This is a genomic window from Alteromonas sp. ABH4_453 (assembly GCF_056160665.1).
Genome location: NZ_JBSWXP010000002.1, coordinates 257,804 through 283,302 on the forward strand (window position 1 = coordinate 257,804; position 25,499 = coordinate 283,302).

The window sequence follows — 25,499 nt, forward strand, 5'->3', positions numbered from 1 at the left end:
ATACAAAAATTGCCTGTTCTGTTTTTGATTTCTCTAGAGAATGCTAGGCATAAGTGAATAAAATGGCTTAGTACTGATTAAAGAGTGTCATTCTCGGATAGCCGGAATGTGAGGAGAAGCGTGTGAAAATCATAATATTAAATGAGTCAAAAGCGCCAGATCCGCTAAATAATGTGGAGAAGCGATGTGCGGCTACACCTAGTAGTGCACAGCGTCTGGTGAAAAAAGGAGCGACCTTACTGCTAGAAGCGGGGGCGGGCGTACACTCAGGGTATTCAGATAAAGAATACAAAGATGTAGGCGTGACTGTTATCGATGATGTGAATGATGCATTATCAACAGCTGATATGCTGGTGGCGGTGAACAAACCCACCGATGCACAGCTAGCGTTGATGAAAAAAGGGGCCATTGTGGTAGGCCATCTCGACCCTTTCTTTCAGCAATCGCTTGTTGAATCTATTGCAGAAAAGGGGCTAACCGCTATTTCTGTAGAGATGATCCCTCGTTCTTCTCGTGCACAGAAAATGGACGCATTGAGCTCGCAAGCGAGTCTTGCAGGTTATGTCATGGTAATGCAGGCAGCCAACCAGTTGCCATCAATATTACCTATGATGATGACACCGTCAGGAACAATAAAACCAGCAAAGGTATTTATTATTGGCGCGGGCGTAGCGGGTCTTCAAGCTATAGCTACCGCGAAACGCTTGGGCGCAAATGTGCTTGCTTACGACACCCGCGCGGTAGTGGCTGAGCAAGTAGAATCGCTAGGCGGCAAATTCCTTAAGATCGACATTGGTGAAACAGGTCAAACGAAAGACGGTTACGCCAAAGAACTCACCGACGAACAAAAAGCGAAGCAGCAAGAAGCCCAGCGCGATGCGATTGCCGATTCTGACATTGTTATTACAACAGCGCAGTTATTTGGTCGCAAGCCGCCAGTGCTGATTGCAAAAGATACATTAGCACTCATGAAGCCGGGCAGTGTGGTTGTAGATATGGCCGCAACATCAGGTGGTAATGTTGAAGGTTCGGTTGCTGGCGAAACCGTAGAAGTTAACGGTGTAAAGGTAATTGGTAATGGTTACTGGAGCCAGTATGTGGCTAAAGCCGCCACCGACATGTACGCCAATAACATCTACAACCTTGTGGATGAGTTCTTTGACGACGAAACCAAAACCTTTGGGCTGAATTTAGAAGACGACATTCTGGCCGGCTGTGTTATTACCCACGACGGTAACATTACCAACGACATGCTTAACAACGCATACAAAGGAGCCTAATCATGGAAATCATTTACCTACTTTTCATCGTGCTACTGGCTGCTTTTTTGGGTTTTGAGTTAATTCGAAAAGTACCCGCTACTTTACATACGCCTCTAATGTCTGGCTCTAATGCGATTTCGGGTATTACGTTAGTGGGCGCATTGGTAGCCTCGGGTAGCGATAACAATTTGCTAACCACCATTCTTGGTACCGCAGCGGTGGCGCTGGCCAGCATCAACGTGGTGGGTGGTTATCTCGTTACTGATCGCATGCTTGGCATGTTCAAGAAAAAAGATAAATAAGGAGTACGCAAGTGAGTGATATCGTAACCGTAATAAACCTTGCGTACGTAGTAGCTGCGGCACTATTTATACTAGGACTTAAGTTACTTAGCCATCCAGATACCGCGAAAAAAGGTAACTTTATTTCTGCCATTGGTATGCTGGTTGCTGTCGTCGTCACCCTGCTTGACCAGCAGATTATTAGCTATCATTACATCCTGCTAGGTTTTGTTATTGGTGGCGCCTTTGGTGCGTGGAAAGCTAAGACCGTTGAAATGACGGCAATGCCAGAAATGGTGTCGTTATTTAATGGCTTTGGTGGCGCAGCGTCATTGCTTCTGGGTTGGGCAACATTAGCCGGAATGAGCCTAATTACTCTTAAAACTGAAAGTGCGTTTACTTTTATTACCCTGTTTTTCACAATTTTAGTTGGGGGCATTACGTTCTCTGGCTCTGTGGTAGCCTGGGGTAAGTTGTCAGGAAAAATGAGCTCTAAAGCCGTTATTTTCACAGGGCTTCGCGAGCTAAGCATCTTGCATCTAATTGGCATGGTGGTGATTGGTTATTTTTTTACTACCGACCCAAGCAACCCACTTTGGATTTACTGTGCTATTGCGTTATCACTAAGCTTCGGCTTGTGGGCTACCATTTCAATTGGTGGTGCAGATATGCCAGTGGTTATTGCGCTTTTAAATAGCTACTCAGGTGTAGCAGCGTCGGCGGCAGGTCTCGCTACAGGTAACACAATATTGATTGTTACCGGTTTACTAGTAGGCGCTTCAGGCTTAATTCTTACCAATATTATGTGTAAAGCAATGAACCGTTCATTGATGAATGTGTTGTTGTCTGGCTTTGCGAAGCCAGTAGAAGCCGGTGAAAAAATAGAGGGTGAAATTAAAGTACTGGCGGCGCAAGATGCATTTTATGTATTAGAAGCAGCGCAAGCAGTACTAGTGGTGCCTGGCTATGGTATGGCGGTTGCGCAAGCGCAGCATGCGGTACGTGAACTTCAGTCGTTGCTAGAGGAAAATGGCTGTACGGTTGATTACGCCATTCACGCGGTAGCGGGGCGTATGCCGGGCCACATGAACGTGTTATTGGCAGAAGCTGACGTGCCTTACGATCAACTATATGAGATGGATGACGTTAACCCTCGTATGGAAAACTATGATGTGGTTATCGTTATCGGCGCGAACGATGTGGTTAACCCTGCGGCCAAAGAAATGAAAGGTAGCCCTATTTACGGTATGCCAGTTATCGAAGCCCATCGTGCAAAAACCGTCTTTGTACTTAAGCGCTCTGCGAATGCCGGTTTTGCCGGTGTAGACAACCCGCTGTTTTTCAAAGACAACACGCGTATGGTGCTGGGTGACGCTAAAGACACCATCAATAGCATTATCCGTGAGTTCGGAGACGACTGATTAAAAGCACTTCGTTTGTTAGAACACTTGAAAGGCCTGTGTAATAGCAGGCCTTTTTCTATAAGGGTATTAAACTTAATTACAAAGTATTCAACGGTAGTTGTAGTCGACGCTTTTCAGCTCTACTATGTGAAAGCTATAGAAGTTGAGTTCTACTATTCATATAGTTGCAGAGAGATGCAAGAGTAAATGTCTACGACCCCTTTTCATATTGAGCCGTTTAGAAACTGTATTTTGGTCACGCTTCGCGGTAAGTGGGATATGTCCACGAACATTCAGTACCTCGCTAAACTTTCTGATAGCTTGAAAACCCGTAAAGGCAGACCATTCCACGTATTTATAGACATGCGCGGTTGGCAAATTCCCAATTCCGATACCTTCAATCAAATAAAAGCGCCTATTAAGCTAGACAGGCGAAGTCAACTCAGCGAAACGTGGTTGGAAGATAATGCCACTGATGCTGATCATATCGCTCAGAAGTTTTTTATCACGCCATCAAATAAACTGGGATTTGAACTTGAACGTACCAAAAACCTCTCAGAGTTTATAATGCACTGTGAAGAAAAAGCAGATAAGGTCGTGACAGATTATGTTCGAACTTGGATAGGCTAAAAAAGCTCGCGTTCGATAAACAAAATTAGTCGCGACAATAGATATTTTACATCGCAACAAGGCTCGCGTTCAGCCTTGTGTTGTCTATAATACGCTGCTTATTTTCGCACTTTCTACGCTAGGTATTGGCCTAGCCCACTTACAAATAGGTGAATAAATTGTCAGATTGGAGCATCGAAGAAGCGGAGCGCGTCTATGGCGTGTCTCAATGGGGTGGTGGCTATTTTCAAATTGGTGAAAACGGCAACGTCCATATTACCCCTGTTCCTGAAGATCCTAGCATTCGAATCGACTTTAATTCGGTAATAGAAGACATACGCAAAGAGGGCGTGCAGTTTCCTGTTGTTGTGCGCTTTCACGATATTCTGCGCTCGCAAGTTGCTGGCTTGAACAAAGCATTTAGAAGCTCCATCGAAGAAGCTGAATACCAAGGCCAGTACCAAGGCGTTTATCCGGTGAAAGTTAACCAAATGCGCGAAGTGGTTGAAGAGATTGTCGATGCGGGCAAACCATACAATTACGGCCTAGAAGCTGGCTCAAAAGCCGAGCTTCTTACCGTGCTTGCTATGAATACTAACGAAGAGTCGCTAACTATCCTAAATGGTTACAAAGACGATGAAGTTATGCGTCTAGCGCTGTTGGGAAGAAAGCTAGGGCGTCGCGTTGTCGTTGTAGTTGAAAAATACACCGAGCTTCTTCTTATAGTAAAGATAGCGAAGGAACTGGAAATCGATCCTATCATCGGTGTGCGTTCAAAAATGACTGTGAAAGGCCGTGGTAAGTGGGAAAGTTCTGGTGGTGAACGTGCGAAATTTGGTTTAACCATTACTGAAATCATTAACGCAGCCCGCTACCTTGAGGAGCAAGGTATGGCACACTGCTTAAAGCTGCTGCATTTCCACATTGGCAGCCAGTTAACTGACATTCGTGCGGTTAAAGAAGCGGTAACAGAAGGCGCACGTATTTATGCAGACCTTCACAAAATGGGCTTCGAGCTAGATTACGTTGATGTGGGCGGTGGCCTTGGTATCGATTACGATGGCAGTAATTCAACCAATGAGTCATCGCGTAACTACAGCATGCAAGAATATGTTGCTGATGTTGTCTACGGTATGAAGGAAATGTGTGACCTTGAGGGCGTACCGCATCCGCATCTGGTTAGTGAAAGTGGACGTGCAATCACTGCGCATCACAGCTGCGTAATTACAGAAATTGTGGGCGAAATTAAATCTAATGCATCGCAAATGGATACGTCTGCGAAAGATGGCGAGCACTTCTTCTTAAAGAATATGCGTGAACTGGCAGACACGTTTGATGAACAAACGAATATGCATGAAATTTATAACGATGCCTCGCAGTACAAAGAGCAAGCGCTGGATGCGTTTAAGCTTCGCGTGTTGTCACTTGAAGAGCTGGGCAAAATAGAAACCCTTTACTGGGATATCATGGGCCGCTTACAGAAGTGGTACCGCAATGAAGAATACGTACCTGAAGAGCTTCAAGAACTGGATTACAGCTTGTCGTCTCAGTATCTGTGTAACTTCTCTGTGTTCCAGTCAGCAGCTGATACATGGGCTATCGACCAGCTGCTGCCAGTAGTGCCACTTATTCGTATGAATGAAGAGCCGACAGTTAATTGCTCGCTAGTGGATATTACCTGTGATAGCGACGGAAAAATTGACCAGTTTACTATTGGCCGTGAAATAACAGATGTATTGCCCATGCACCCACTTAAGAAAGACGAGCCTTACTATATTGGTTTGTTCTTAACGGGGGCGTATCAAGACGTAATGGGCGACATGCACAACTTGTTTGGTCGCTTAAACGAAGTGCATATTTACAGCTATGATGACGACCCGGAAGACTTTTACATTGAAGAAGTAGTAAAAGGCTCGTCAGTAGAAGATGTGCTAAACGTTATGCAGTATAACCCACGTGCAATGGCGTCAGATGTGAAACGCATGATAGATAAACACGTGTGGGACGGTAAATTGAATCCTCGCGAAGGGGTACGCTGGACTGACTTTTATGAAAACTGTTTAGCGGGTTACACCTACTTAAAGCAGTAATACACAGCATGAATCTAAAGGCCTGTTGTTTTTAAAAGGGTCGTATGGCCGATGTAGCTATTAATTAGCTGCGTCGGCTCTTTTCAAATAGCGTCTCCAAAGCTCAGCGGTTGTCGAATTAATCATATTCGACTCGGCATTCATCAGCATAACATAGCCTACTTTTTTCTCAGGCATAAACGCTACATCGGCACGGTAGCCTTTTACCCAGCCACCGTGATAATTAAGCTGCTTGCCATTTAAATCATAAATACGCCAGCCCAAACCATAGTGTGCATCGCTGATCATACCGCGCCACCCCCTGCGATAGGTCTCTCGCTTGGTTCTTACGCGTTCTGTTGTGACATAGTCCACCATCTCATCAGACATCACTGTTGGAAATTCTCCCAGCAATGCCTGCAAATAAATCGTCATATCTGAAATACTGGCGTTAACTCCTGCCGCGGGTGAAAACCGGTAGTAGTTGCTTTCTACTTTTCCTTCACGCCATTTATTTCTAGCAATAGCGATGTGGGGTTGTGCCCATGACTGTGATGCAAGCAACCCGCCTTTTCCTACACTGGCGGTTTTCATACCCAGTGGTGAAAATAGGTTGGCCTGAAGCTCTCGCGAGTAAGAGGTATTGTTGTTGCTGAAGTAGTATTCCAATGCGCCAAAAAGTGCATTTTGATAGGTGTAGCATTCGCCAGGTGCACATAAGGGCTCAAGTTCACCGAGGGATTTAAGCACCCGTTCTAGTGAATAGTCGGCTTCAATCAAATTATCGTAGGCGTTTGGCATAAAGCCACTGGATTGACCCACAATATGTTGAAGCTGAAGTGCGCCCATTCCTTTTCCTGTAAAAGGAATGTCGGGCAATAAAGTAGAGATAGGGGTCTCCCAGCTAAGCTGATTTTTCTCTACAAGTTTGGCAGATAAAAGGGCAGTGAAAGTTTTTGAAACAGAAGCTAGCCTGAAAACTGTATCTTCATTGATCTTCTCGCCGCCTTTTTTACGGGTTTTTCCGTAAACGTAAACCCGCGGCGCTTTACCCTGTTCATAAAATACAAAGGCGTAACCTGGTACATTGTATTTTGAGGCTTCTTTTTTGACGTAACTTGCATAGTCATCAAGCCAATCAGCAGAGGCACTTTGAGTTATGACCATTAAAATTGTAAATAGCCAAAATGGTGTTAGATGCACTGTTGATGAGCGCAAAAAATTCAGCATATAGTCAGCTCGTTATGCCTGTGGCTTCAAACGTTTTCACAGGGCGTTCATTATTATTATCGTATTATTATGCGTTTAGCGGCATCAATGATCAAATGTCGCTAATTTAGCTCACTACAGCAACGCATTTCTATAGAGTGCTGATTTTGTCGCACTTGCACGGTAAAGGCGCGATACACTGTATGTAGGTAATAGAAACAGGCGAGCGCTAAGTACTTATGTCAGATAATGATGCGATGCAGAATGATAAGGCTTCAAAAAACGAAGCCTTGGCTCATTCCGTATTTTCTAAAGCTAGGCTTAGCAGAGACCCTCGCTTTGATGGACAATTTTTCGTTGCAGTAAAAACCACCGGCATTTTCTGCAGGCCCATTTGCCCAGCACGCCTTCCTAAAGAAGAGAATGTTACCTATTTCGAACACGCTACACAGGCTATGGCGCAAGGTTTTCGACCTTGTTTTCGCTGTCGACCTGACAGTGCGCCTCGTTCGGCGGCTTGGAAAGGGGTGGGAGCAACAGTAAGCCGAGCGCTATCGCTATTATCTGCTATTCCTATTGAAAGTGTGGCAGAAATTGCCTGCCGTTTAGGTATAAGTGAACGCTACTTAAATAAGCTGGTCGTGAACGCTGTAGGTATATCGCCTAAACAATTTCAAAATATGCAACGTGCACTGTTTGCAAAGCAGCTTATTCAGCAAACCCGCTTGTCTATGACAGATGTATCTGTGACGGCGGGCTATCAGTCACTTAGGCAGTTACAGCGAGCGGTAGAACAATATTGTGGAACCTCGCCAACGCAGCTTAGAAGGACGCAGCGCACCGAACAACAAGTGATATCTTTATTTTTATCATATCGGCCTCCGTATAACTGGCCTTATGTGCGAGATTTTTTAGCAACCCGCGCTATCCAAGGTGTGGAACACGTTACAGAAAATAGTTACGAACGCTACTTTTCAAGCCAATCGCACTTTGGCTTTTTTAAGGTTGAGCATGATGAGGCGCGTCACGGATTCAATGTACATATCGACATGCCGGAGTTAAGCGGGCTGCATAATGTTATAGAAAACATAAAGCGTGTTCTTGACCTTCACGCCGACCCACTACTAATTGAACAAAGCCTAATGCAAGCGGGGTTGTCAGCAAAGCTGCTAACAGCCGGGCTTCGCCTTCCAAGTGCATGGAGCGTTTTTGAAAGCGGCTGCCGGGCTATTATAGGTCAGCAAGTCAGTGTGAAAGCCGCTATTGGCCAGGTGACCTTGCTGGTACATCAGCTGGGAAAAAGGGTACCAGATGCGTGCGCATTAAGCAGTGTTGAATCTAGTTCGAGTGAACGCTACTGCTTTCCTACGCCTGAAGATATTGCAAATAGTGGCCTTGAGTTTTTACGTATGCCACAGGCCAGAAAAGAAGCTGTGCGTCACTTTGCACAACTTTGTGTTGGCGATACTATGCCAACACATAGTGATATTCTTGCTATTAAAGGTGTAGGCCCGTGGACGCTAGATTATTTAAAAATGCGAGGTGAAAGAAATCCTGATATCTACCTGGGTGGTGATTTAATTGTTCGAAAAATAGCACAACAACATCCTATTGAGCCTGAAAAAGCTGCGCCATGGCGTAGCTACCTAACCCTTCAATTGTGGCAACTGAGCAACCAGCAGAGTGAAAGTTGAATATGAGATATACAGGTTTTGTGAACAGTAAGCAGGGACTTGTTAGCGTGGAGGCCACTGAAACAGGTATAACGTCTATTGCGTTTGTAAGTGAACCGTCCACATACTCGGGTGACGCCCAAGGTGGCCACAAGGAGCACGCTGATATAGAGCAAGATGAATTTCTTGGCGATAAAACCCGCGCTCACGCCAACGAAATCACTGATGAAGCGTGCCGTCAGCTCAAAGCTTACTTTGAAGGAGAACTTCGAGAGTTTGACCTACCGCTTGCTCCTAAGGGAACCGTTTTTCAAAACCAAGTATGGCGAGCTTTACAGCAAGTAAAGTATGGCGAAACGGCTAGCTATTTAGATATCGCAAAAGCCATCGGCAACTCAAAAGCCGTTAGGGCCGTGGGTATGGCAAATGGCCGCAATCCTATTGCTATTGTAGTGCCGTGCCATCGTATAATTGGTAGCAATAAAACCCTAACAGGTTATGCAGGTGGTTTACCCCGCAAGCAGTATTTACTCAATTTAGAAGGAGCCCAAGGGGTGCTGTGGTCATAAAAGCATGGGTGATAAGATAATGGTGATAAAAGAATGGCAATAAGAGACATTATCGCGCTTTTGGTATTAGCGGGTATCTGGGGCGGCTCGTTTATTTTCATGCGTGTTGCGGCACCAGAGTTTGGTATTTACGTACTTGTTGCCATTCGAACAGTGTTGGCGACAGCAGTGCTTTTACCTTTGCTGCTACTACGTGGTTCGATTAAAGATATTAAGCGACACTGGCTGGCCATTGCGCTAGTGGGCATGGCAAATACGGCAGTGCCTTTTGTACTGTTTAATTATAGTAGTCTGCATTTGGAAGCTGGAGTCAACGCTATTCTAAACGCTACAGCGCCAATGTTTGGGGCCATCGTCGCTTGGTTATGGTTGGGCGACAAGCTTACAAAATCAGCGGTTGCTGGACTTATTGTCGGCTTTGTGGGAGTTACCGTCATTAGTCAGCAAAAATTAGGTGAGGGTGAGGTCAGTTTTCTTCCTATTTTGACTGCGCTACTAGCCACCACAGGCTACGGGATAGCGGCATGTATGATGAAAAAATGGCTACAAGGGGTTAAACCTTTAGTTGTTGCTACAGGTAGTCAGGCCATGGCAAGCGTTATGCTGGCACCTTTCGCCCTTGCAACTCTGCCTGCCACTATGCCAAGCGTGAATGCGTGGGTTAACGCAGTGGCACTCGCCGTTGGGGGGACCGGAATAGCTTATATACTTTATTTCAAGTTGATTGCCGATGTGGGCCCGGCAAAAGCCATAACGGTTGCTTACTTAGTTCCGCTATTTGGCATTATTTGGGGCGTACTTTTCTTGCAGGAGCATTTGTCAGTGCAAACAATAGTAGGCGGCTTGATGATTTTGTTTGGTGTAGCGCTAACGACAGGCGTTCTCAAACGAAAACGCCTTAAAGTTAAACCCGCTTAGATTAACTTGAACTGGGGCTAGTCAATCAACTGCATTCTGACTAAATTACTGCCGTCGCGTTTAGCTTGATAAAGCGCGTCTTCAGCATGTGCGGTTACCTCGTGCATAGCGCGAGGTGACGCAGTATATGAAATACCAATAGAAGCGGTAACTACTACTTCAGGTAAATCTTGCAGAGGGGGGAGCGTAGCGATGCCGTGTCGCAGGTTTTGCGCCATATCGAATGCTACGTGAGGGCCAGTATGAGGCAAAAGAATAATAAACTCAGCGCTACTCCATCTACCCAATACATCTTGCTCGCGCATATGTTCAGCTAAGTAAGAGACTACTTTATCAAGAATGTCGTCACCCGCATTACGGCCGTGGGCATCTACAATATCTGAGAATTCGTCAACGCTTATTAACATGACGCTAAGTGATTTGTGCTCGGCTAACAGTGTTTTGTAGATAAGCTGCAAGTTATCTTTTTCAGGAAGTCGGTTGCTGTGACGTACCACCAAGTCTGGCTGCATATCTTTTCTGAAATAGTACAGTAGATTATAGATAAGTAAAAACAGCGAGAAGACAACAACCAGCAGCGTCACCACGCTAAAAATAAACGCTTGAGAAATTTCTGCTTGGCGGTCTTCAAGTGGACTTAAAAGAAACACAGTCCAACCAAATTGATTCAGCTTAACTTCCGCAATCAGAAAGTCTTTTTGGTCAATAGTCACCAACTTGTTATTCAACGCTTGCTCGCTTTGGATTGTCATTGGCAAACTCGCGTACCAAGGTAACTCGGACAAGTTAGTGAATTCTGAGTAAGAGGCGATAAGACTCGGATCTGAAGACAACATAATATCGCCTTCACCATCCACGAATAAGAAGTCATAGCCGTGTTCTTGTTTGTAGGTATCGAACACTTCGATAAAACTGCGCAGGCTTTTTCCTACACCGAAAAAACCCAAAAAGCGGTCATTTTCGTCGTGAATTTTGATATCAATATAAAAGTGTGTGTCTTCCCATTTACCAATATCGGCAACGGCATCAGCGGGATAATCGCGATATTTGAAGTACCAGCTTACCTCACCTTCGATAAGGTTGATAATACTGCCATCAGAATTATATTGTTTTCTGTCTGCCTCGCTGGCGATAAAGAAAGATAAACCAAACTCATTTTCGAGACGATCCAATGTCTTAAAAACAGCATCTTTATCAATCGTTTCTCCATCCATCAAGTCTACCAACTCGGTGGAATGCCCTAATGCTTCAGAGATATGTAGAGGCTTTAGAAGTTGCTCGACGATAAGCGATATTGCAGGCGACAATGACTGCTGCTGCGCACGACTTTGTTCGGCAACGATTTTTGAAATACTGAAATGAACCAGTGTTACAATAGCAATAACCACTACCGCAAATAACACCAGAATACTTCTGTGTAATGTACGAAATGTGTTCACAGACTGCGCATGCTCCCTTGCCTGACTGAACCTAACCTAAGCGTCGAGTATACCTGTTGCAATAATGAACTACTAGGCGGTTTGTTTTAACTTAGACTAAATAACGAATAGCAAAAGCGCAATGTGAAGTCGTCCGGTCAGACCTCAAAGTGAATCAATCGCTGACATATTGTTGGGCCTTGGTTACACTATGCTCCGATTTTCATTCTCTTTGCGAAATAAAGGAATTATATGGCTTTCTCAGTGGTTGTATTAGCAGCGGGTAAAGGTACCCGCATGAAATCGTCGTTACCGAAGGTATTACACAAAGTCGGTGGTGTGCCTATGGTGCAGCGAATTATCAACACAGTAAAATCACTGGGTGCTGACAATATTCATTTAGTATACGGCCATGGCGGCGACCAGCTAAAGGCAACGGTTGTTGAAGACAACCTAAACTGGTGCTTACAGGCCGAACAGTTAGGTACAGGGCACGCTGTTCAGCAAGCGGCACCTCACATTAAAGATAATGAGGACGTGCTTGTACTTGTTGGCGACGCACCACTTATTCGTGAAGAAACATTGAGCGCTTTAAAAGCAGCAAAGGAAGGCTGTGATTTAGCACTGCTTACTGTAAATTTAGACGACCCCACAGGCATGGGCCGCATTATTCGCGAAAATGACAATATCACCGCGATAGTCGAGCACAAAGATGCCACTGATGCTCAGCGTGAAATTAAAGAAATTAACACCGGCATGATGATGATGTCTGGCGCTGATCTTAAGCGCTGGTTAGGCGAGTTAAGCAACGACAATGCTCAGGGCGAATATTACCTTACTGATGTTATTGCGATGGCTGCGGCTGAAGGCAAGCGAATTCAGTCTGCACAGCCACAGTCTGCGGTAGAAGTGGAAGGCGTGAACAATCGTTTGCAGTTAGCTAACCTAGAGCGTGCGCTTCAGCGTCGCCAAGCCGAAGAGCTAATGACCAAGGGCGTGACCTTGCTAGACCCCGCTCGTTTTGACCTACGTGGCCAGCTTGAAACCGGTAACGATGTAATTATCGACGTTAACGTTATTGTTGAAGGTAAGGTTACACTTGGTAGTAACGTCAACATTGGCGCTAACTGTATTCTGCGCAACTGTGCTATTGCCGATAACGCGGTAATTGAAGCTAATTCTATTGTTGAAGAAGCCAGTGTTGGCGAAGCTTGCACAGTTGGGCCTTTCGCAAGGTTGCGCCCTGGTGCAGTAATGCAGAAAAATGCCAAAGTGGGTAATTTCGTGGAAATGAAGAAGGCAATTTTAGGTGAAGGCGCCAAAGCGAATCACTTAACCTACCTAGGAGATGCAGAAGTTGGTGCTAAAGCGAACATTGGCGCAGGCACAATTACCTGTAACTACGACGGTGTGAACAAGTCCAAGACCGTCATCGGCGAAAATGCTTTCATCGGCTCGAACTCGTCACTTGTAGCGCCTGTAAACATTGGCAAAGGCGCTACCGTAGGTGCTGGCTCAGTAATTACGTCAACCGTAGACGAAGACGCACTAGCCGTTGCCCGAGGCAAACAGCGCAATATTCCAAATTGGCCGCGACCTACCAAAAAATAAAGGCGTATCCTTACTAAAGGTCGCGAAAAGGGCACTTGATGAATTAGGGCTGGCAAACACAATTAGTGATTAGCCAGCCCAGTTTCTTCTTCAGTCCCATCAAAATATCGCCCAGTTAGAAAGGTGATAAAACCAGAGGGCTAAATTTTACGTCTACTGTGTTGGTATAAACGCAACTCATCCTGCTATCTTATTTGTTTCACATCTTCTAACTAATGAACTATCTGAGGTTTCCTCCATCTATCATAACTGATAGTGTGTGTTTACTTACCTCTTAATTCTCGTTACACAAGGATATGCGATGATATCTACACTTCTGGTTGGCTTTGGATTTTCCGCCACAACCTTTCATTTGCCATTTCTCAACTATTTACCGCAGTTCTCTGTCGATGTGGTTATCTCTTCAAAACCCGATGTGGTTAACGCCGTTTTACCTCATGCTGAAGTTTATGGCTCGTTGGAAGAAGCGCTTAAAATTCACGATGTAGATTTGGTGGTTATTACAACCCCAAATCACCTTCATGGACCACAGGCGAAACTGGCATTAGAGCACAGTTGTCACGTGTTAGTAGAGAAGCCATTTACATTAGATAGTGAAGAGGCAGAAGCTTTAGTAGAGCTTGCACATTCGCAAAATAAACAGCTTTGTGTTTATCACAACAGACGTTTTGACGGCGATTTTCTTACTATTAAGCAGCTAATTGACGATGGAAAACTTGGCGACATTAAACGCTTGGAAAGCCGATTCGACCGATTTCGTCCGGCACCACGAGATAGATGGCGTGAAAATGCAGGGCCAGGAAGCGGCATCTTCTGGGATTTAGGTCCTCACTTAATCGACCAAGCGTTGCAGCTTTTCGGCGAGCCAGAAGAAGTGTCGGCAAGCATACAGACATTGCGCGAAAACGGACAGTCAGATGACACGTTCGATGTAACGCTTCATTATGGAGATAAAGTTGTAAAGCTAGGTAGTTCAGCTTTTCAAGCCAGCGCGACACTGCGATATGACTTGCAAGGCACAAAAGGCAGCTTTCGCAAGTTCTATTTAGATCCGCAAGAAGACCAATTGCGTGCAGAGCTATCTTTTGACGATGAACACTGGGCAATTACAAAAGATAACGAGCATGGCGTACTTGCTGTGGCCAATGAAAGCGGTCAGCTAATTGAAGAGACGTTGACAACATTGAAGGGTGAATATCTCATGTTTTTCAATCGCCTTGCTCACGCTATTGAAGATGGTAAATTCTCGCCGGCTGACGCGAGTACGGTCGTACCTGTTATCAAAGTCATTGAGCTAGCCATAAAAGCGAGTGCTCAAAAGAAATCGCTGGCGTTTAATTAAACAATTACCTTGATCGTCGTTTCAATTTAACTTACGATGCTTTCACTTTAAAACTCATAACTTTCGTTTTGAAAATAAAGTTGAATGTTGAAAGTGTGTTTGCGGACTGTTTTGCAGACTTTTCATGGCTTGTTTCAATTGGAGCAATGCATAAAGAAAGGTTTAGAGAGAAATCGGCAAAAGCCTCGAGGTTATATTGAAAAGTAGTAAATCGGTTGAACAGCGCCGCCAGCAGATAGTGGCGTGGGTGAAAGAGCATGGTCAATCACAAGTTGAAGATTTGGCCGTGCGTTTTGCTACGTCTGAAGTCACCATTAGAAAAGATCTCGCAGCCCTTTCGCAGCAAGGTTTACTGATTCGACAGTTTGGTGGCGCAGTGCCCGTGCCATCATCTACAAACTCAAATGCTAAACCATCTCAATTTATCGCAAATAATCCATTTACTAATACAACTACTAACGCAGCAATCAATGCTATAGGCCAACTCGCAGCGAGCTTGGTAAAACCGGGCAATAAAATAGTAATAGATTGCGGCTCAACCACAGCATCCATCTTGCCCCATTTATCACATTTCGATGACTTAGTGGTAATGACCAATACGCTATCAACTGCCAATTATCTTACCCAAAGTGCTAAAGAGCCTACGGTGTTAATGGTAGGTGGCACATGGGATGCCCAGTCTCAGTCGTTCCAAGGTGCAATGGCTGAACAGTTAGTTAGCGCCTATAGTTTTGACATTGCATTTATTGGCGCAGCGGGCATAGATGTGAACCGAGGCACCACCACCTTTAACGAGCTTATTGGGGTAACCCGCTCCATGGCTGCGGCGGCCAGTAAGGTGGTGATAGTAGCCAGCTCAAAAAAATTAAGCCATAAAATGCCTAACCTAGAGCTGAGCTGGAAAAACATTTCTGTTTTGATCACCGATGAAGGCATTAGTGAACAAGACAAACTTAATATTGAAAATCAGGGCGTGACCGTGCTTATTGCAGCGCCGAGTGGAGAATAATTATGTGTGGAATAGTTGGCGCTGTTGCTGAGCGTAACGTAGTTGAAATCCTATTAGAAGGTTTAAAAAGACTAGAGTATCGCGGCTATGATTCAGCTGGCGTTGCGCTCCTGCAAAACGACGGCACGCTTACCCGTATTCGCCGTACAGGCAAAGTACAAGAACTTGCTGATGCAGTAGCATCAGGTGAAGCACTAGGTACAACAGGTATTGCTCACACCCGTTGGGCAACGCACGGTGGTGTGACTGAAGCGAATGCGCACCCACACTTTTCAACTGAACGTGTAGCTGTTGTTCATAACGGTATTATTGAAAACTACGTTAACTTAAAAGCGCAGTTAAAAGAGCAGGGCTATACCTTCACCAGCGACACCGACACGGAAACCATTGCCCACACCGTGCACGAAGAGCTTAAGTCAGGTAAGCCTTTACTAGACGCTGTACAAAGTGCCGTTAAAACCTTTCACGGTGCGTATGGCACCGTCATCATGGACAAAGAAGATCCTAGTCGCGTAGTGGTTGCACGTTCGGGCAGCCCGTTAGTTATTGGGCTTGGGCTTGGTGAAAACTTTATTGCGTCAGACCAAATGGCGCTATTGCCAGTAACACGCCGCTTTATCTTTTTAGAAGAAGGCGATGTGGCAGAGATCACGCGCAGAGACGTTAAAATATTCGATAAAGACGGCAACGCCGTTGAGCGCGAAATTATTGAGTCGAATATCGAGCACGATGCGGGTGACAAAGCGGGTTATCGCCACTACATGCTTAAGGAAATTCACGAGCAGCCAACGGTGGTGCGCAACGCATTAAAAGACCGTATTGATGAAAACGGACTTACCGCTGATGTATTTGGAAAAGGCGCTGACGAGATATTCAAAAAAGTACAGCATGTACAAATCATTGCCTGTGGAACTAGCTACCACGCAGGTATGACGGCGCGCTATTGGCTAGAACAATATGCAAATGTGTCGTGCAACGTAGAAATTGCATCGGAGTTTCGTTACCGCAAGTCAGTAGTGCACCCGAACAGCCTGCTTATTACTATCTCTCAATCAGGTGAGACAGCCGATACGTTAGCTGCCCTTCGCTTAGCAAAAGAGCTGGGCTATATGTCTAGTTTGACTATCTGTAACGTTCAGGGCTCGTCATTAGTACGCGAATCTGACTTAGCATTTATGACCCGCGCTGGCGCGGAAATTGGCGTGGCATCAACCAAAGCTTTCACTACTCAGCTAACTGCGTTCTTGATGTTAACCCTTGCATTAGGTAAAGAGAATGGTATGACCGAGGCCGACAACAAGGCTATTGTCTCTGCGCTTCATAGCTTACCTGCCAAGCTTGAAGAGACACTAGCTATTACTGGCGGCATCGAAGATTTAGCTGAAGAATTCGCAGATAAAAACCACAGTTTGTTCCTAGGTCGTGGCGATCAATACCCAATTGCTATGGAAGGTGCGCTTAAACTTAAAGAGATTTCTTATATTCATGCGGAAGCGTATGCGTCTGGTGAATTGAAACACGGCCCGCTTGCGCTAATTGATGATGAAATGCCGGTAATTGTGGTTGCACCGAATAACGAACTGCTTGAAAAGCTAAAATCGAACGTAGAAGAAGTGCGCGCCCGTGGGGGTATCATGTATGTATTTGCAGATAAAGATGCCGCGTTCGCAGGGGATGAAACCATGCGCGTTATCGACGTACCGCACTGCGACGAACCGATTGCACCTATCATCTATACCTTACCACTGCAGCTATTGAGCTACTACGTTGCATTAATCAAAGGTACGGACGTTGACCAGCCACGCAACTTGGCAAAGTCGGTTACTGTGGAATAAAGCGCACTGCTGAAGCGATTCTTTGTGCTCACAAACAAAGCCTGCGACTGACAAAAGCGCAGGCTTTTTTATTTTCAATAGGCGAGTATTGGCTGGTAATTAAGCAGCTTCATCGACAAACCTTCTCCATCCGTCTTACTTTGTCAGGTAACCCAGTTGTAAAACGGAAAGTAAGTTCATACCTATAACTCATCATCAAGTTTCAACATCGCGAGGCACCATGGCTATTCCCTACTCATTGCTAGATTTAGCGCCAATATCTGAAGGGTTTGGCGTAAAAGACGCGTTAAACAATTCAAAGCTAATGGCTATGGAAGCCGAGCGCAGTGGCTATGAAAGAGTGTGGTTAGCGGAGCATCACGGCATGCGTGGTGTTGCCAGTTCTGCCACCTCTGTGGTGTTAACGCACATTGCTAACGCTACCTCTACCATCAAAATCGGAGCTGGTGGCATTATGTTGCCTAACCATGCGCCTTTGATCATTGCTGAACAGTTTGGCACCCTGGCCGAGTTATTTCCCAATCGGATTGAGCTTGGGCTAGGTCGCGCACCAGGTACTGATATGGCAACGGCAAGAGCGCTTCGTCGTAACTTGCAAAGCGATGTTGATAGCTACCCAGAAGATATTCAGGAACTTCAGCATTACTTGGGCACACCTAACGAGGGGCAGCCAATTGTTGCAGTGCCAGGGGCGAATACCCATGTACCCTTGTGGTTACTTGGTTCTAGCTTGTACAGTGCACAGGTGGCGGCAAAAATGGGACTGCCATATTCGTTCGCTTCGCATTTTGCGCCCGATGCGTTATTCGATGCGCTTCATGTGTACCGTAACATGTTTAAACCTTCGTCCCAGCTTTCAGAGCCAAAGGCGATGGCGGGCGTAATGGTTGTAATTGCAGAAACCGATGAAGAAGCTGAATTGTTATTCACGTCGGTGAAGCAACAATTTATGAACATGCGACGTGGTCTTAACAAGCCTTTCGCTAAGCCTATGCCTGACTTTGACGAATATTGTACGGCGACTGACGAAGCAATGTTATCGAATGTATTGAGGTATGCGTTGGTAGGGGCGAAGGAAACGGTGCAAAACAAGCTGGCTCAGTTTGTTGAAGCGACAGATATTGATGAGATTATTGTGTCTATGCCCATTTACGATATAGACGCGCGTTTATTCAGCGTTAGGGCGTTTGCCGACATCGTGTCTTAATGCACAAAACTTTATGAGCAGCTTTTAATACTTGGTTATAACTTCTTCTATGCAATGCCATAGAATAACTTTATGATATACAATGATATATGTATTTTATTTAGTTATTAAAGGTTTACAGTCATGCATAAGGTCTGGTTTTCCTTTCTCCTTACCCTTGTTTTTTTCGCGGCAACTTTAAATTCTGCCAAAGCGAAAGAAACCCTAGACCTTATTGTTCTTGAGACACTGCCAGCTCCCATCGTCACTGAGTCACGAGTGGAATTCGAAAAAGAGCTTATTCGAATTATGCCCGAGCACGACATAAAAGTTACCACATATAATGCGGAAGGGTCGGAGGTGCGCGCCAAAGAAATACTAAGCGAGCTGGCACAAAATGCTAAACCTGATCTTATTGTATCTGTTGCCACACTGGCCACTCGAGCGTTGAATGCGTCTGAAGAGTTTATTGATACGCCTAAGCTTTTTATGGCGGTTTCTTCCCCTGTTGAAGAGGGGATAGTTCCGGCTATTGGCGCGATAAGTGAACGCAATATGACAGGCGAGTCTCATGTACTTGATGCGAAAGTAAAGCTTGATATGTTAGATGGCGTGCTCAGAGCATCAAATCCTGTGTCTCCATTTACTATAGGTTTAGTACATTCAACCTATCCCTCATCGAGTAATCTGGTAAACCAACTGCTAGCGTTAGATAGTGAGTATGAAAATATAAACTTAGTCGCGGTCAGCACGCCTTATTTAGAAGGTGATGAAGGACTTGTTCAAATGACGGATAGTATTGTTGATAGATTAGGACAAAATAGCTCAAAACTTGATGGCTACTGGTTATCTTCAGGCCCTTTAGCTGAAGCCAGTGGGTTGGTGGAGAAGGTTAAAGACAAGACTGGACTACTTCCTCTATTTGCTGAAAGTATTGCATCAGTAAAAAAAGGTGCGCTTATCGGTGTGGTATCTGAATCAAAAAGTATTGGTAAATCAGCAGCAAGAAAAGCAAAGCTGATACTGCAAAGAAATTCGGCGAGAGACATTCCCGTTGGTAAAATGGATACGTACACTGTTGCGGTGAATGTTGCTACGGCAATTAAATTACAATTGCCCATTCCTTCCAATTATTTGAAGCTCTCTAAAGAGCATGTGTATCAATAAGGTCTGATTAGAAGTAAGTATGCGGATTAAATCAAAACTGCTAGTCATCTACATTCCAATACTTTTAATTGGTATGGCACTTACTGGGTATTGGGCTTATTTAACCGCGTACGACTCGGTGCGCGAGAGAGAATATCAGCTTCTTACTCAAACCCTTACGTTGAACGTTTTAGAAATTATCGATGAGAGGCGAGAACTACTCATTGAATCTGGGCTAGAGAATGTTCCTGTGTTTCGCGAGGCTTATCAAAACGAAGTGTTTGAAGAGTTAAAATCGCTGCAACAAGCTACAAACAGACATTTTGCTATTAATGACACAAGCAAAAATACTGTCATATTTAGCACGGCCGATAATGCGTTAGTACTTAATGTAGAGGACGCTAATTTGGCGACTATTGCCAACCGGCGTGTGGCGTTTGGCGAGTCGAACGTAAATGATATGGATGTATTGTTTGCGTGTGCTGAATTTGCGCCATGGAATTGGAAAGTTACCGTATTGCAGCCTGCTGACGCACTGCAATCTTCCCTGTCTACTATTGCGTGGCTAACGTCACTAGTGACGCTATTTGCTGTCGTTATTGTTAGTTTGCTTATGGGAAGAGTCACACAGGTGTTTGTTGTTGCTCCTATCGAAAAAATAAAATCAGCAGCGAGTCGCATTGCCCTTGACCATAAGAAGGTCAGCATAGACTTACAGCAGAACGACGAGTTAGGTAGTTTAGCGCGAGACGTTGAGGCAATGTCTGGCGAAATAGAGCAATACGTTGCTCAAGCTCAGCAAGCAAACCGCGCAAAAACCGATTTTCTTGCAGTGATGAGCCATGAGATTCGCACGCCGCTAAACGGTATCCAAGGGCTGGCAACGCTGCTTTTAGATACACAACTTTCTGACAAGCAGCATCAGTATGCTAGCGATTTGAAATCATCGGCGTCTATTCTAGCGACCGTTATTAACGATGTTCTGGATCTCTCAAAAATTGAATCAGGTATGTCAGAGGTTGACGTGACAGAGTTCGACCTTGACTCTATGCTGAACGATCTTATTACGCTATTAGGCACGAACGCTAGCGCTAACAGTACACGGTTAGTGTATAAGAGCAAAAACTTAGCGTCTGTGGCGGTAACCAGCGATATTACCAAGCTTCGCCAGATTATTATTAATTTGGTCAGCAATGCTATTAAGTTTACTCACAAAGGCACAGTGAGCATTTCGGCTAAACTTAAACAGCCTTCGACAGAAAACATGAGCGATAACAAATTAGTCATTGCGGTTAAAGATAGCGGTATTGGTATTGAGGCTGAAAGGCTTGAGCATATATTTGATAAATTCACGCAGTCCGACTCTTCTATTACGCGCAAATATGGCGGTACTGGACTTGGTCTTGCCATAGCTAAGCAGCTTGCCCAAATACTTGACGGCGATATAAAAGTTGTTAGTAAAGTGGGCGAAGGTTCATGCTTTACTGTTACCGCAAATGTTAAGTCTAGACTTAAGTCTGATGAGTTAATTAAGCCATCGTCAGCACGAAAAGCACAGGACGTTAGTCTACCAGAAGGGCTTAAAGTTTTATTAGCTGAAGACAATGCAATAAACGCGGTAGTCGCACAGGCGTTACTAAAACAGCTAAACTGCGATGTTGAGCACGTTGATAACGGGTTGAAGGCTGTTGCACGGGTCGAAGAGGGCGGTATTGATGTCGTCTTCATGGACGTGCACATGCCCGTTATGGATGGTATTGAAGCAACTAAACGCATTAGAAAACTGGAAAATGAGCTTAGCAAAACGCCTGTTATCGGACTTACCGCAGAAGCATTTAAAGAGCGCCACGTCTCATTTAAGCAGGCAGGAATGGACGACATAGTAACAAAACCTGTCACCGTAGAAGCACTCCAAGAAAGTTTGTTAAAACTGGCGCTTAACCAAGAAGTCTCTGATAATAGTTAAAGCAGTTCCGCGTAAATGCGTTTCGCTTGTATCGCCAGTGGTGACTGTCATGGTTGACTATGTTGGAAAACTTTAATGGATATTTTCTTATCAAGGTGATGCGTGCACAACAACAGACCCAGTGAACTTCGTAGGCTTAGAATCGCTCTCATCATAGGCGCCGTTCTAGTACTTTTGTTCATGGCAGCCGACCTGGTGTTAATTCCTAGTAGTATGTTCGAGCTCTATATCTTCAACCGTCTACTGCTTCAATTTCCTATTGTAATCGCTGTTGTTGTACTCTCTTTATGGCGTGGATTCATACAATACAGAGCGTATATTTTTTCAGGACTACTCGTTGCTCTTTCCTACAGCAACTATTGGCTGATATGGGTGTGTTGGAAAGAGCACAATTTTATTTTTCCTTACGAGGGCACCGTTCTATATGCGTTCTTTTGCGTATTTGCCTTGGGTATCCCATTTAAATTAGCGATAGCAGCTAATGTTATTAATATCTTTGGGTTTTTAGGGCTGATGTGGTTAGCGCCGGTTTACGGTGACAGGGTGTTAATCTCAGCTTCGTTTGTAACAGGTTCACTGTTTATATGTGTCTATGCTAAGTACAGATTAGATCGCAGTGTGCGCATGCTTAAAGAAACGAACGACCGATTATTAAAACTTAGCAAGTTCGACCCGTTGTCCGATTTGCTTAATCGGCGTGCTTTACGAGATCAGAGCGAAAAGCTGTTGGCTTTAAGTAAGCGCCATAAAGTATCAATGGCTACCTTGATGCTTGATTTAGATGACTTTAAAAAATACAACGATAGTTTTGGTCACCAACAGGGTGATGAAGCAATAAAAGTGCAGGCGCGTATTATGAAAGAGGTTTTTAAGCGCGAAACAGATATCCTAGGCCGGTACGGTGGCGAAGAGTTTATCGTTGTTTTAAGCGATATCAGTAAAGAGCAGGTTGAAAAGCACGCGCAAGCACTGTTAGATAAATGGAGCGAGGCTCAACTAAAGCATGCCGATGGAGCAAAGCACTCGTTTATGAGTTGCTCAATCGGCGTGGCTTATGCTAGATCGGTTGACAATATATTCATTGATTGGCTTATTGATGAAGCCGATAAAGCGTTATATGAAGCGAAAGAAAAAGGTAAAGCACAGTATGTAATAGCAGAAGCACAGTGCTGATATTAACGCTGTGCTTTTGATTTAAACTGTACTTTTAAATTTAAAAATTACAGCTTCACTATCATTTTTCCGGTGTTTTTACCTTCAAACAACATGTTTAAGCCTTTTTCAGCGTTATCTAACCCGTCAATGGTATGGGCACGGTACTTTATCTTACCTTGCTGTACGTATGGAGTAAGCTTCTGTAAAAGTTGTGGGATTTCACCCCAATGATCAGGCATAGCAAAACCACGAATATTAATCCGCTTTTTGATTAGCGGGATCCAATTGGGGCCCGGAGCAGGAGTTTCCGACTGATAATCTGCAATCATTCCGCATACCACTACGCGGCCATGAGTATTCATTCTATTGAATATGTGCTGTTGGATAGGGCCACCCGTATTTTCAAAAAATACGTCAATCTTATCAGGCGTAAGCTCGGCCAGTTTTTCTTCTAAGTCGTCAGTTTTGTAATTGATTGCGCCGTCAAAACCTAATTCATTAACAATCCAGTTGGCTTTGTCGTCACTACCCACCACACCGATAACACGCAGTCCATCAGCTTTTGCTAGTTGACCCACTATCGACCCTACAGAACCCGCTGCACCTGTTACAATAAGCGTTTCACCTTCCTTTGGTTCGCCAAAGTTATAAAGACCTGTTGTGGCGGTTAAGCCAGGTAGCGCAAAAACGCACAGTGCCATTTCTTCAGTCACACCTTGCTGAAGCTTATTGAAGCCTGAGCCATCACTCAGCACATATTCACTCCAGCCGGTCATGCCCATAACTTTGTCGCCCACAGAAAAGTTTGGATTGTTAGAATCAACTACCTCGCCCACACCGCTAGAGCGCATGACATCGCCAAGCTCTACTGGAGGGATATAGCTTTCTCTGTCTTCACTCATCCAACCTAACATAGCAGGGTCTAAAGACATGTGAGTTTGCTTAATTAGAATTTGGCCATCTTTTGCTGTAGGTATTTCAAGCTCTTTCGTTTCAAATAAATGCGGACCGATTTTTCTATCGTCGGGGCGCTTTACCAAAGTAATAGCTTTATATGTTGGCATTGTATCCTCCTGTACTCGTTAAAAGGGGTGGTGTACTCAATGTTGAAACGCATTTTGGTTGGTTGAGATCACCCCGCGACTATGAAAATAGGGTGGGGCTTGTTGGTATAAATACAACCATTTAGCACAGAGTCTATAATGTGAGTTAAAGATCTGAACAGTTCCAATAGTTATTGGTGATGGTTTACTAAACGAGTGTTAACAATATAGTGATCTTTGATTAACCATGTGTTATCAATCTTGCTTATAAATGCGTCGAAATTGTAGCTATAATTGTAAAAAATGCGATAAAAGTGCGTAAATAACGTTTACTTGCATTGAACAAAACTACTCATATCCGTAAAATGCCCGCTGCAATTTTCCCCTATTACAATGAGTATTTTATGAAGCAACAGTTTTCTTTACGTGCCTCAGTTTGCTTAGCGCTTGCTACCTTAGCCTCTTCTTCTGCGCTGGCAGCTGGTTTCCAAGTTAATGAACACAGTGCAAACGGTCTAGGTCGCGCGATGGCCGGTCAAGCGGCAAAGCCAGAGAATGCCTCTATTCTTGCAACCAACCCTGCAGCAATTGGTGTATTTAAAGAAGCTGAGTTCAGTGCATCAGCAAGCTTTATTGATCCTAACGTCGACATCGATGGTGATGTTAGCTTTGCATTAGGCGAAGGCCCGGTTGGACAGCCAATGCCAGCGGCAGAGGACAATATTGCTGACACTGCTATCGTACCTGGATTCTTCTATGTTTCACCTATCAACGATGAGCTATCTGCTGGTGTTGGTGTATTCACTACTTATGGTCTTCGCTCAGATTACTCAGATGATTTCGGTGCCCTTCACTTCGCTGATACAGCAGAAGTTAAAACCGTAACGGTTAACCCTGCGGTTTCCTATAAACTGAACAAGCAACTTATGGTTGGTTTTGGTGTTAACATCACGTACGCAGAAGCTGAAATTGGCTCTGGTGTTTCGAACACGCTAGCAGGCACAGTTGCGGGTCTAGCTCCAACAGCTGAAGCTTTAGGTATCACTTTACCGACCCTTACTCCTGGTAACTCATTGTTTAGCATGGAAGGTGATGACATAGGTTTCGGTTGGAATGCAGGTGTTTTCTGGCAGCCAACTGACATGACGAATATCGCGCTTTCATATCGCGCGGAAACGAAACTAGAGCTAGAAGGCGCAGTTTCTTCAGAGACACCTGTGTTTCCTATTAATCTTAACCAGCCAGGTAGCCTAGATTTGAACCTTGCCGCTATTACCGAACTAGCGGTTGATCAAAAAATTGATAACCAATGGTCTGTACAGGCAAGTTTGACGTTTACCGATTGGAGCACGTTCGAGAAGCTTGAAGCTAATCTAGAAGATCGTGTTGACTTCTTAATTAAAGAAGAGAACTTTGATGATTCATGGCGTGCGGCTATTGGTGTTACTTATATCTTAAATGACGAAATTACTCTTCGTGCTGGTTATGCGTATGATGATGGCGTGGTTTCGGTCGAGAACCGTTCGTTAAGCATCCCAGATACTGACCGTCACTGGTTCTCTGGTGGTATGACTTACACAATGAGCGAAGATACATCAATTGATCTAGCCTATGTATTTATCGATGGCCGCGAGGCGAACATTAATAAAGACAGAACTATTTTAAGTAACGTTCTTCCTGGTACCGATTTTACCACTAATTTCACTGGTACACAGTCAGCTACAGCGCACATTTTGAGTGTTCAAATGAACACTCGCTTCTAATAATAAAGAAGCTAAAAGCAATAAAAAAGGCA

General features: G+C 44.6%; 20 protein-coding genes. 17 read left to right on the forward strand and 3 right to left on the reverse strand.

Features of this window, described 5'->3' with window-relative positions:
• The first annotated feature begins 122 nt into the window (after positions 1–122).
• The 5 genes from ACXAGV_RS04570 (at position 123) to speA (ending at position 5,645) form a co-directional block, all read left to right on the forward strand.
• The gene (locus tag ACXAGV_RS04570) at positions 123–1,280 is read left to right on the forward strand and encodes an NAD(P) transhydrogenase subunit alpha (RefSeq protein WP_474872239.1); all 1,158 of its coding nucleotides are present in this window, start codon (positions 123–125) and stop codon (positions 1,278–1,280) included.
• A gap of 2 nt (positions 1,281–1,282) precedes the next feature.
• Positions 1,283–1,564 (forward strand): NAD(P) transhydrogenase subunit alpha part 2, encoded by a 282-nt coding sequence (locus ACXAGV_RS04575; protein WP_014951245.1) that lies wholly within the window; start codon positions 1,283–1,285, stop codon positions 1,562–1,564.
• A gap of 11 nt (positions 1,565–1,575) precedes the next feature.
• Positions 1,576–2,964 carry an NAD(P)(+) transhydrogenase (Re/Si-specific) subunit beta gene (locus ACXAGV_RS04580; RefSeq protein ID WP_474829170.1) on the forward strand — a complete coding sequence of 463 codons (1,389 nt, stop codon included), beginning with the start codon at positions 1,576–1,578 and terminating at the stop codon, positions 2,962–2,964.
• A 189-nt stretch (positions 2,965–3,153) separates the two neighbouring features.
• A complete protein-coding gene (locus ACXAGV_RS04585; protein WP_474872240.1) occupies positions 3,154–3,576 on the forward strand; it encodes an arginine decarboxylase in 423 nt (140 codons plus the stop codon).
• A 158-nt stretch (positions 3,577–3,734) separates the two neighbouring features.
• Positions 3,735–5,645: a biosynthetic arginine decarboxylase gene (gene speA, locus ACXAGV_RS04590; RefSeq protein ID WP_474872241.1), complete on the forward strand. Its 1,911-nt coding sequence runs from the start codon at positions 3,735–3,737 to the stop codon at positions 5,643–5,645.
• Between the two features lie 60 nt (positions 5,646–5,705).
• On the opposite strand, the gene ACXAGV_RS04595 is transcribed toward speA, so the two are convergent.
• On the reverse strand, positions 5,706–6,854 hold the full coding sequence (locus ACXAGV_RS04595) for a serine hydrolase domain-containing protein (protein ID WP_474872242.1): 1,149 nt from the start codon (positions 6,852–6,854) through the stop codon (positions 5,706–5,708).
• Positions 6,855–7,072: 218 nt separating this feature from the next.
• Between ACXAGV_RS04595 and ACXAGV_RS04600 the strand changes: the two genes are divergently transcribed.
• Genes ACXAGV_RS04600 through ACXAGV_RS04610 form a run of 3 tightly spaced genes read left to right on the forward strand, consistent with a single transcriptional unit; the run spans position 7,073 to position 9,993 of the window.
• A complete protein-coding gene (locus tag ACXAGV_RS04600) occupies positions 7,073–8,527 on the forward strand; it encodes a DNA-3-methyladenine glycosylase 2 family protein (protein ID WP_474872243.1) in 1,455 nt (484 codons plus the stop codon).
• 2 nt (positions 8,528–8,529) lie between these two features.
• The gene (locus ACXAGV_RS04605; protein WP_474872244.1) at positions 8,530–9,075 is read left to right on the forward strand and encodes a methylated-DNA--[protein]-cysteine S-methyltransferase; all 546 of its coding nucleotides are present in this window, start codon (positions 8,530–8,532) and stop codon (positions 9,073–9,075) included.
• A gap of 33 nt (positions 9,076–9,108) precedes the next feature.
• Entirely contained in the window at positions 9,109–9,993 is an 885-nt protein-coding gene (locus ACXAGV_RS04610; protein WP_474872245.1) for a DMT family transporter, read from the forward strand.
• 17 nt (positions 9,994–10,010) lie between these two features.
• Here ACXAGV_RS04610 and ACXAGV_RS04615 read toward each other — a convergent pair whose 3' ends face one another.
• A complete protein-coding gene (locus ACXAGV_RS04615; protein WP_474872246.1) occupies positions 10,011–11,432 on the reverse strand; it encodes a sensor domain-containing diguanylate cyclase in 1,422 nt (473 codons plus the stop codon).
• Between the two features lie 231 nt (positions 11,433–11,663).
• Here ACXAGV_RS04615 and glmU point away from each other — a divergent pair, with 231 nt between their 5' ends.
• The 8 genes from glmU to ACXAGV_RS04655 all read left to right on the forward strand — a co-directional run bounded on the left by glmU (position 11,664) and on the right by ACXAGV_RS04655 (position 22,679).
• Positions 11,664–13,022, forward strand: a complete 1,359-nt coding sequence (gene glmU / locus ACXAGV_RS04620) for a bifunctional UDP-N-acetylglucosamine diphosphorylase/glucosamine-1-phosphate N-acetyltransferase GlmU (protein ID WP_474872247.1) — start codon at positions 11,664–11,666, stop codon at positions 13,020–13,022.
• 301 nt (positions 13,023–13,323) lie between these two features.
• A complete protein-coding gene (locus tag ACXAGV_RS04625; RefSeq protein WP_474872248.1) occupies positions 13,324–14,364 on the forward strand; it encodes a Gfo/Idh/MocA family oxidoreductase in 1,041 nt (346 codons plus the stop codon).
• 196 nt (positions 14,365–14,560) lie between these two features.
• Positions 14,561–15,373, forward strand: a complete 813-nt coding sequence (locus tag ACXAGV_RS04630) for a DeoR/GlpR family DNA-binding transcription regulator (RefSeq protein WP_474872249.1) — start codon at positions 14,561–14,563, stop codon at positions 15,371–15,373.
• Positions 15,374–15,375: 2 nt separating this feature from the next.
• On the forward strand, positions 15,376–17,208 hold the full coding sequence (gene glmS / locus ACXAGV_RS04635) for a glutamine--fructose-6-phosphate transaminase (isomerizing) (protein ID WP_474872250.1): 1,833 nt from the start codon (positions 15,376–15,378) through the stop codon (positions 17,206–17,208).
• Positions 17,209–17,428: 220 nt separating this feature from the next.
• A complete protein-coding gene (locus ACXAGV_RS04640; RefSeq protein WP_474872251.1) occupies positions 17,429–18,415 on the forward strand; it encodes an LLM class flavin-dependent oxidoreductase in 987 nt (328 codons plus the stop codon).
• A gap of 123 nt (positions 18,416–18,538) precedes the next feature.
• Complete coding sequence (locus ACXAGV_RS04645; RefSeq protein WP_474872252.1) at positions 18,539–19,561, forward strand: ABC transporter substrate-binding protein; 1,023 nt, start codon at positions 18,539–18,541, stop codon at positions 19,559–19,561.
• Between the two features lie 19 nt (positions 19,562–19,580).
• A complete protein-coding gene (locus ACXAGV_RS04650) occupies positions 19,581–21,506 on the forward strand; it encodes an ATP-binding protein (RefSeq protein ID WP_474872253.1) in 1,926 nt (641 codons plus the stop codon).
• A 180-nt stretch (positions 21,507–21,686) separates the two neighbouring features.
• Positions 21,687–22,679 carry a GGDEF domain-containing protein gene (locus tag ACXAGV_RS04655; RefSeq protein ID WP_474872254.1) on the forward strand — a complete coding sequence of 331 codons (993 nt, stop codon included), beginning with the start codon at positions 21,687–21,689 and terminating at the stop codon, positions 22,677–22,679.
• A 47-nt stretch (positions 22,680–22,726) separates the two neighbouring features.
• On the opposite strand, the gene ACXAGV_RS04660 is transcribed toward ACXAGV_RS04655, so the two are convergent.
• Positions 22,727–23,725, reverse strand: a complete 999-nt coding sequence (locus ACXAGV_RS04660) for an NADP-dependent oxidoreductase (protein WP_474872255.1) — start codon at positions 23,723–23,725, stop codon at positions 22,727–22,729.
• A gap of 383 nt (positions 23,726–24,108) precedes the next feature.
• Here ACXAGV_RS04660 and ACXAGV_RS04665 point away from each other — a divergent pair, with 383 nt between their 5' ends.
• A complete protein-coding gene (locus ACXAGV_RS04665; protein WP_474872256.1) occupies positions 24,109–25,467 on the forward strand; it encodes an OmpP1/FadL family transporter in 1,359 nt (452 codons plus the stop codon).
• Positions 25,468–25,499 lie beyond the last annotated feature (32 nt).

Excerpts from the sequence above, each read along its gene's own strand:
- ACXAGV_RS04575 (WP_014951245.1), top strand. The coding sequence starts at position 1,283 with ATGGAAATCATTTACCTACTTTTCATCGTGCTACTGGCTGCTTTTTTG.
- ACXAGV_RS04605 (WP_474872244.1), top strand. The coding sequence starts at position 8,530 with ATGAGATATACAGGTTTTGTGAACAGTAAGCAGGGACTTGTTAGCGTG.
- ACXAGV_RS04625 (WP_474872248.1), top strand. The coding sequence starts at position 13,324 with ATGATATCTACACTTCTGGTTGGCTTTGGATTTTCCGCCACAACCTTT.
- ACXAGV_RS04650 (WP_474872253.1), top strand. The coding sequence starts at position 19,581 with ATGCGGATTAAATCAAAACTGCTAGTCATCTACATTCCAATACTTTTA.
- ACXAGV_RS04660 (WP_474872255.1), bottom strand. The coding sequence starts at position 23,725 with ATGCCAACATATAAAGCTATTACTTTGGTAAAGCGCCCCGACGATAGA.
- ACXAGV_RS04645 (WP_474872252.1), top strand. The coding sequence starts at position 18,539 with ATGCATAAGGTCTGGTTTTCCTTTCTCCTTACCCTTGTTTTTTTCGCG.
- ACXAGV_RS04665 (WP_474872256.1), top strand. The coding sequence starts at position 24,109 with ATGAAGCAACAGTTTTCTTTACGTGCCTCAGTTTGCTTAGCGCTTGCT.
- ACXAGV_RS04640 (WP_474872251.1), top strand. The coding sequence starts at position 17,429 with ATGGCTATTCCCTACTCATTGCTAGATTTAGCGCCAATATCTGAAGGG.
- ACXAGV_RS04585 (WP_474872240.1), top strand. The coding sequence starts at position 3,154 with ATGTCTACGACCCCTTTTCATATTGAGCCGTTTAGAAACTGTATTTTG.
- ACXAGV_RS04595 (WP_474872242.1), bottom strand. The coding sequence starts at position 6,854 with ATGCTGAATTTTTTGCGCTCATCAACAGTGCATCTAACACCATTTTGG.
- ACXAGV_RS04655 (WP_474872254.1), top strand. The coding sequence starts at position 21,687 with ATGGCAGCCGACCTGGTGTTAATTCCTAGTAGTATGTTCGAGCTCTAT.
- glmU (WP_474872247.1), top strand. The coding sequence starts at position 11,664 with ATGGCTTTCTCAGTGGTTGTATTAGCAGCGGGTAAAGGTACCCGCATG.
- ACXAGV_RS04610 (WP_474872245.1), top strand. The coding sequence starts at position 9,109 with ATGGCAATAAGAGACATTATCGCGCTTTTGGTATTAGCGGGTATCTGG.
- glmS (WP_474872250.1), top strand. The coding sequence starts at position 15,376 with ATGTGTGGAATAGTTGGCGCTGTTGCTGAGCGTAACGTAGTTGAAATC.
- ACXAGV_RS04600 (WP_474872243.1), top strand. The coding sequence starts at position 7,073 with ATGTCAGATAATGATGCGATGCAGAATGATAAGGCTTCAAAAAACGAA.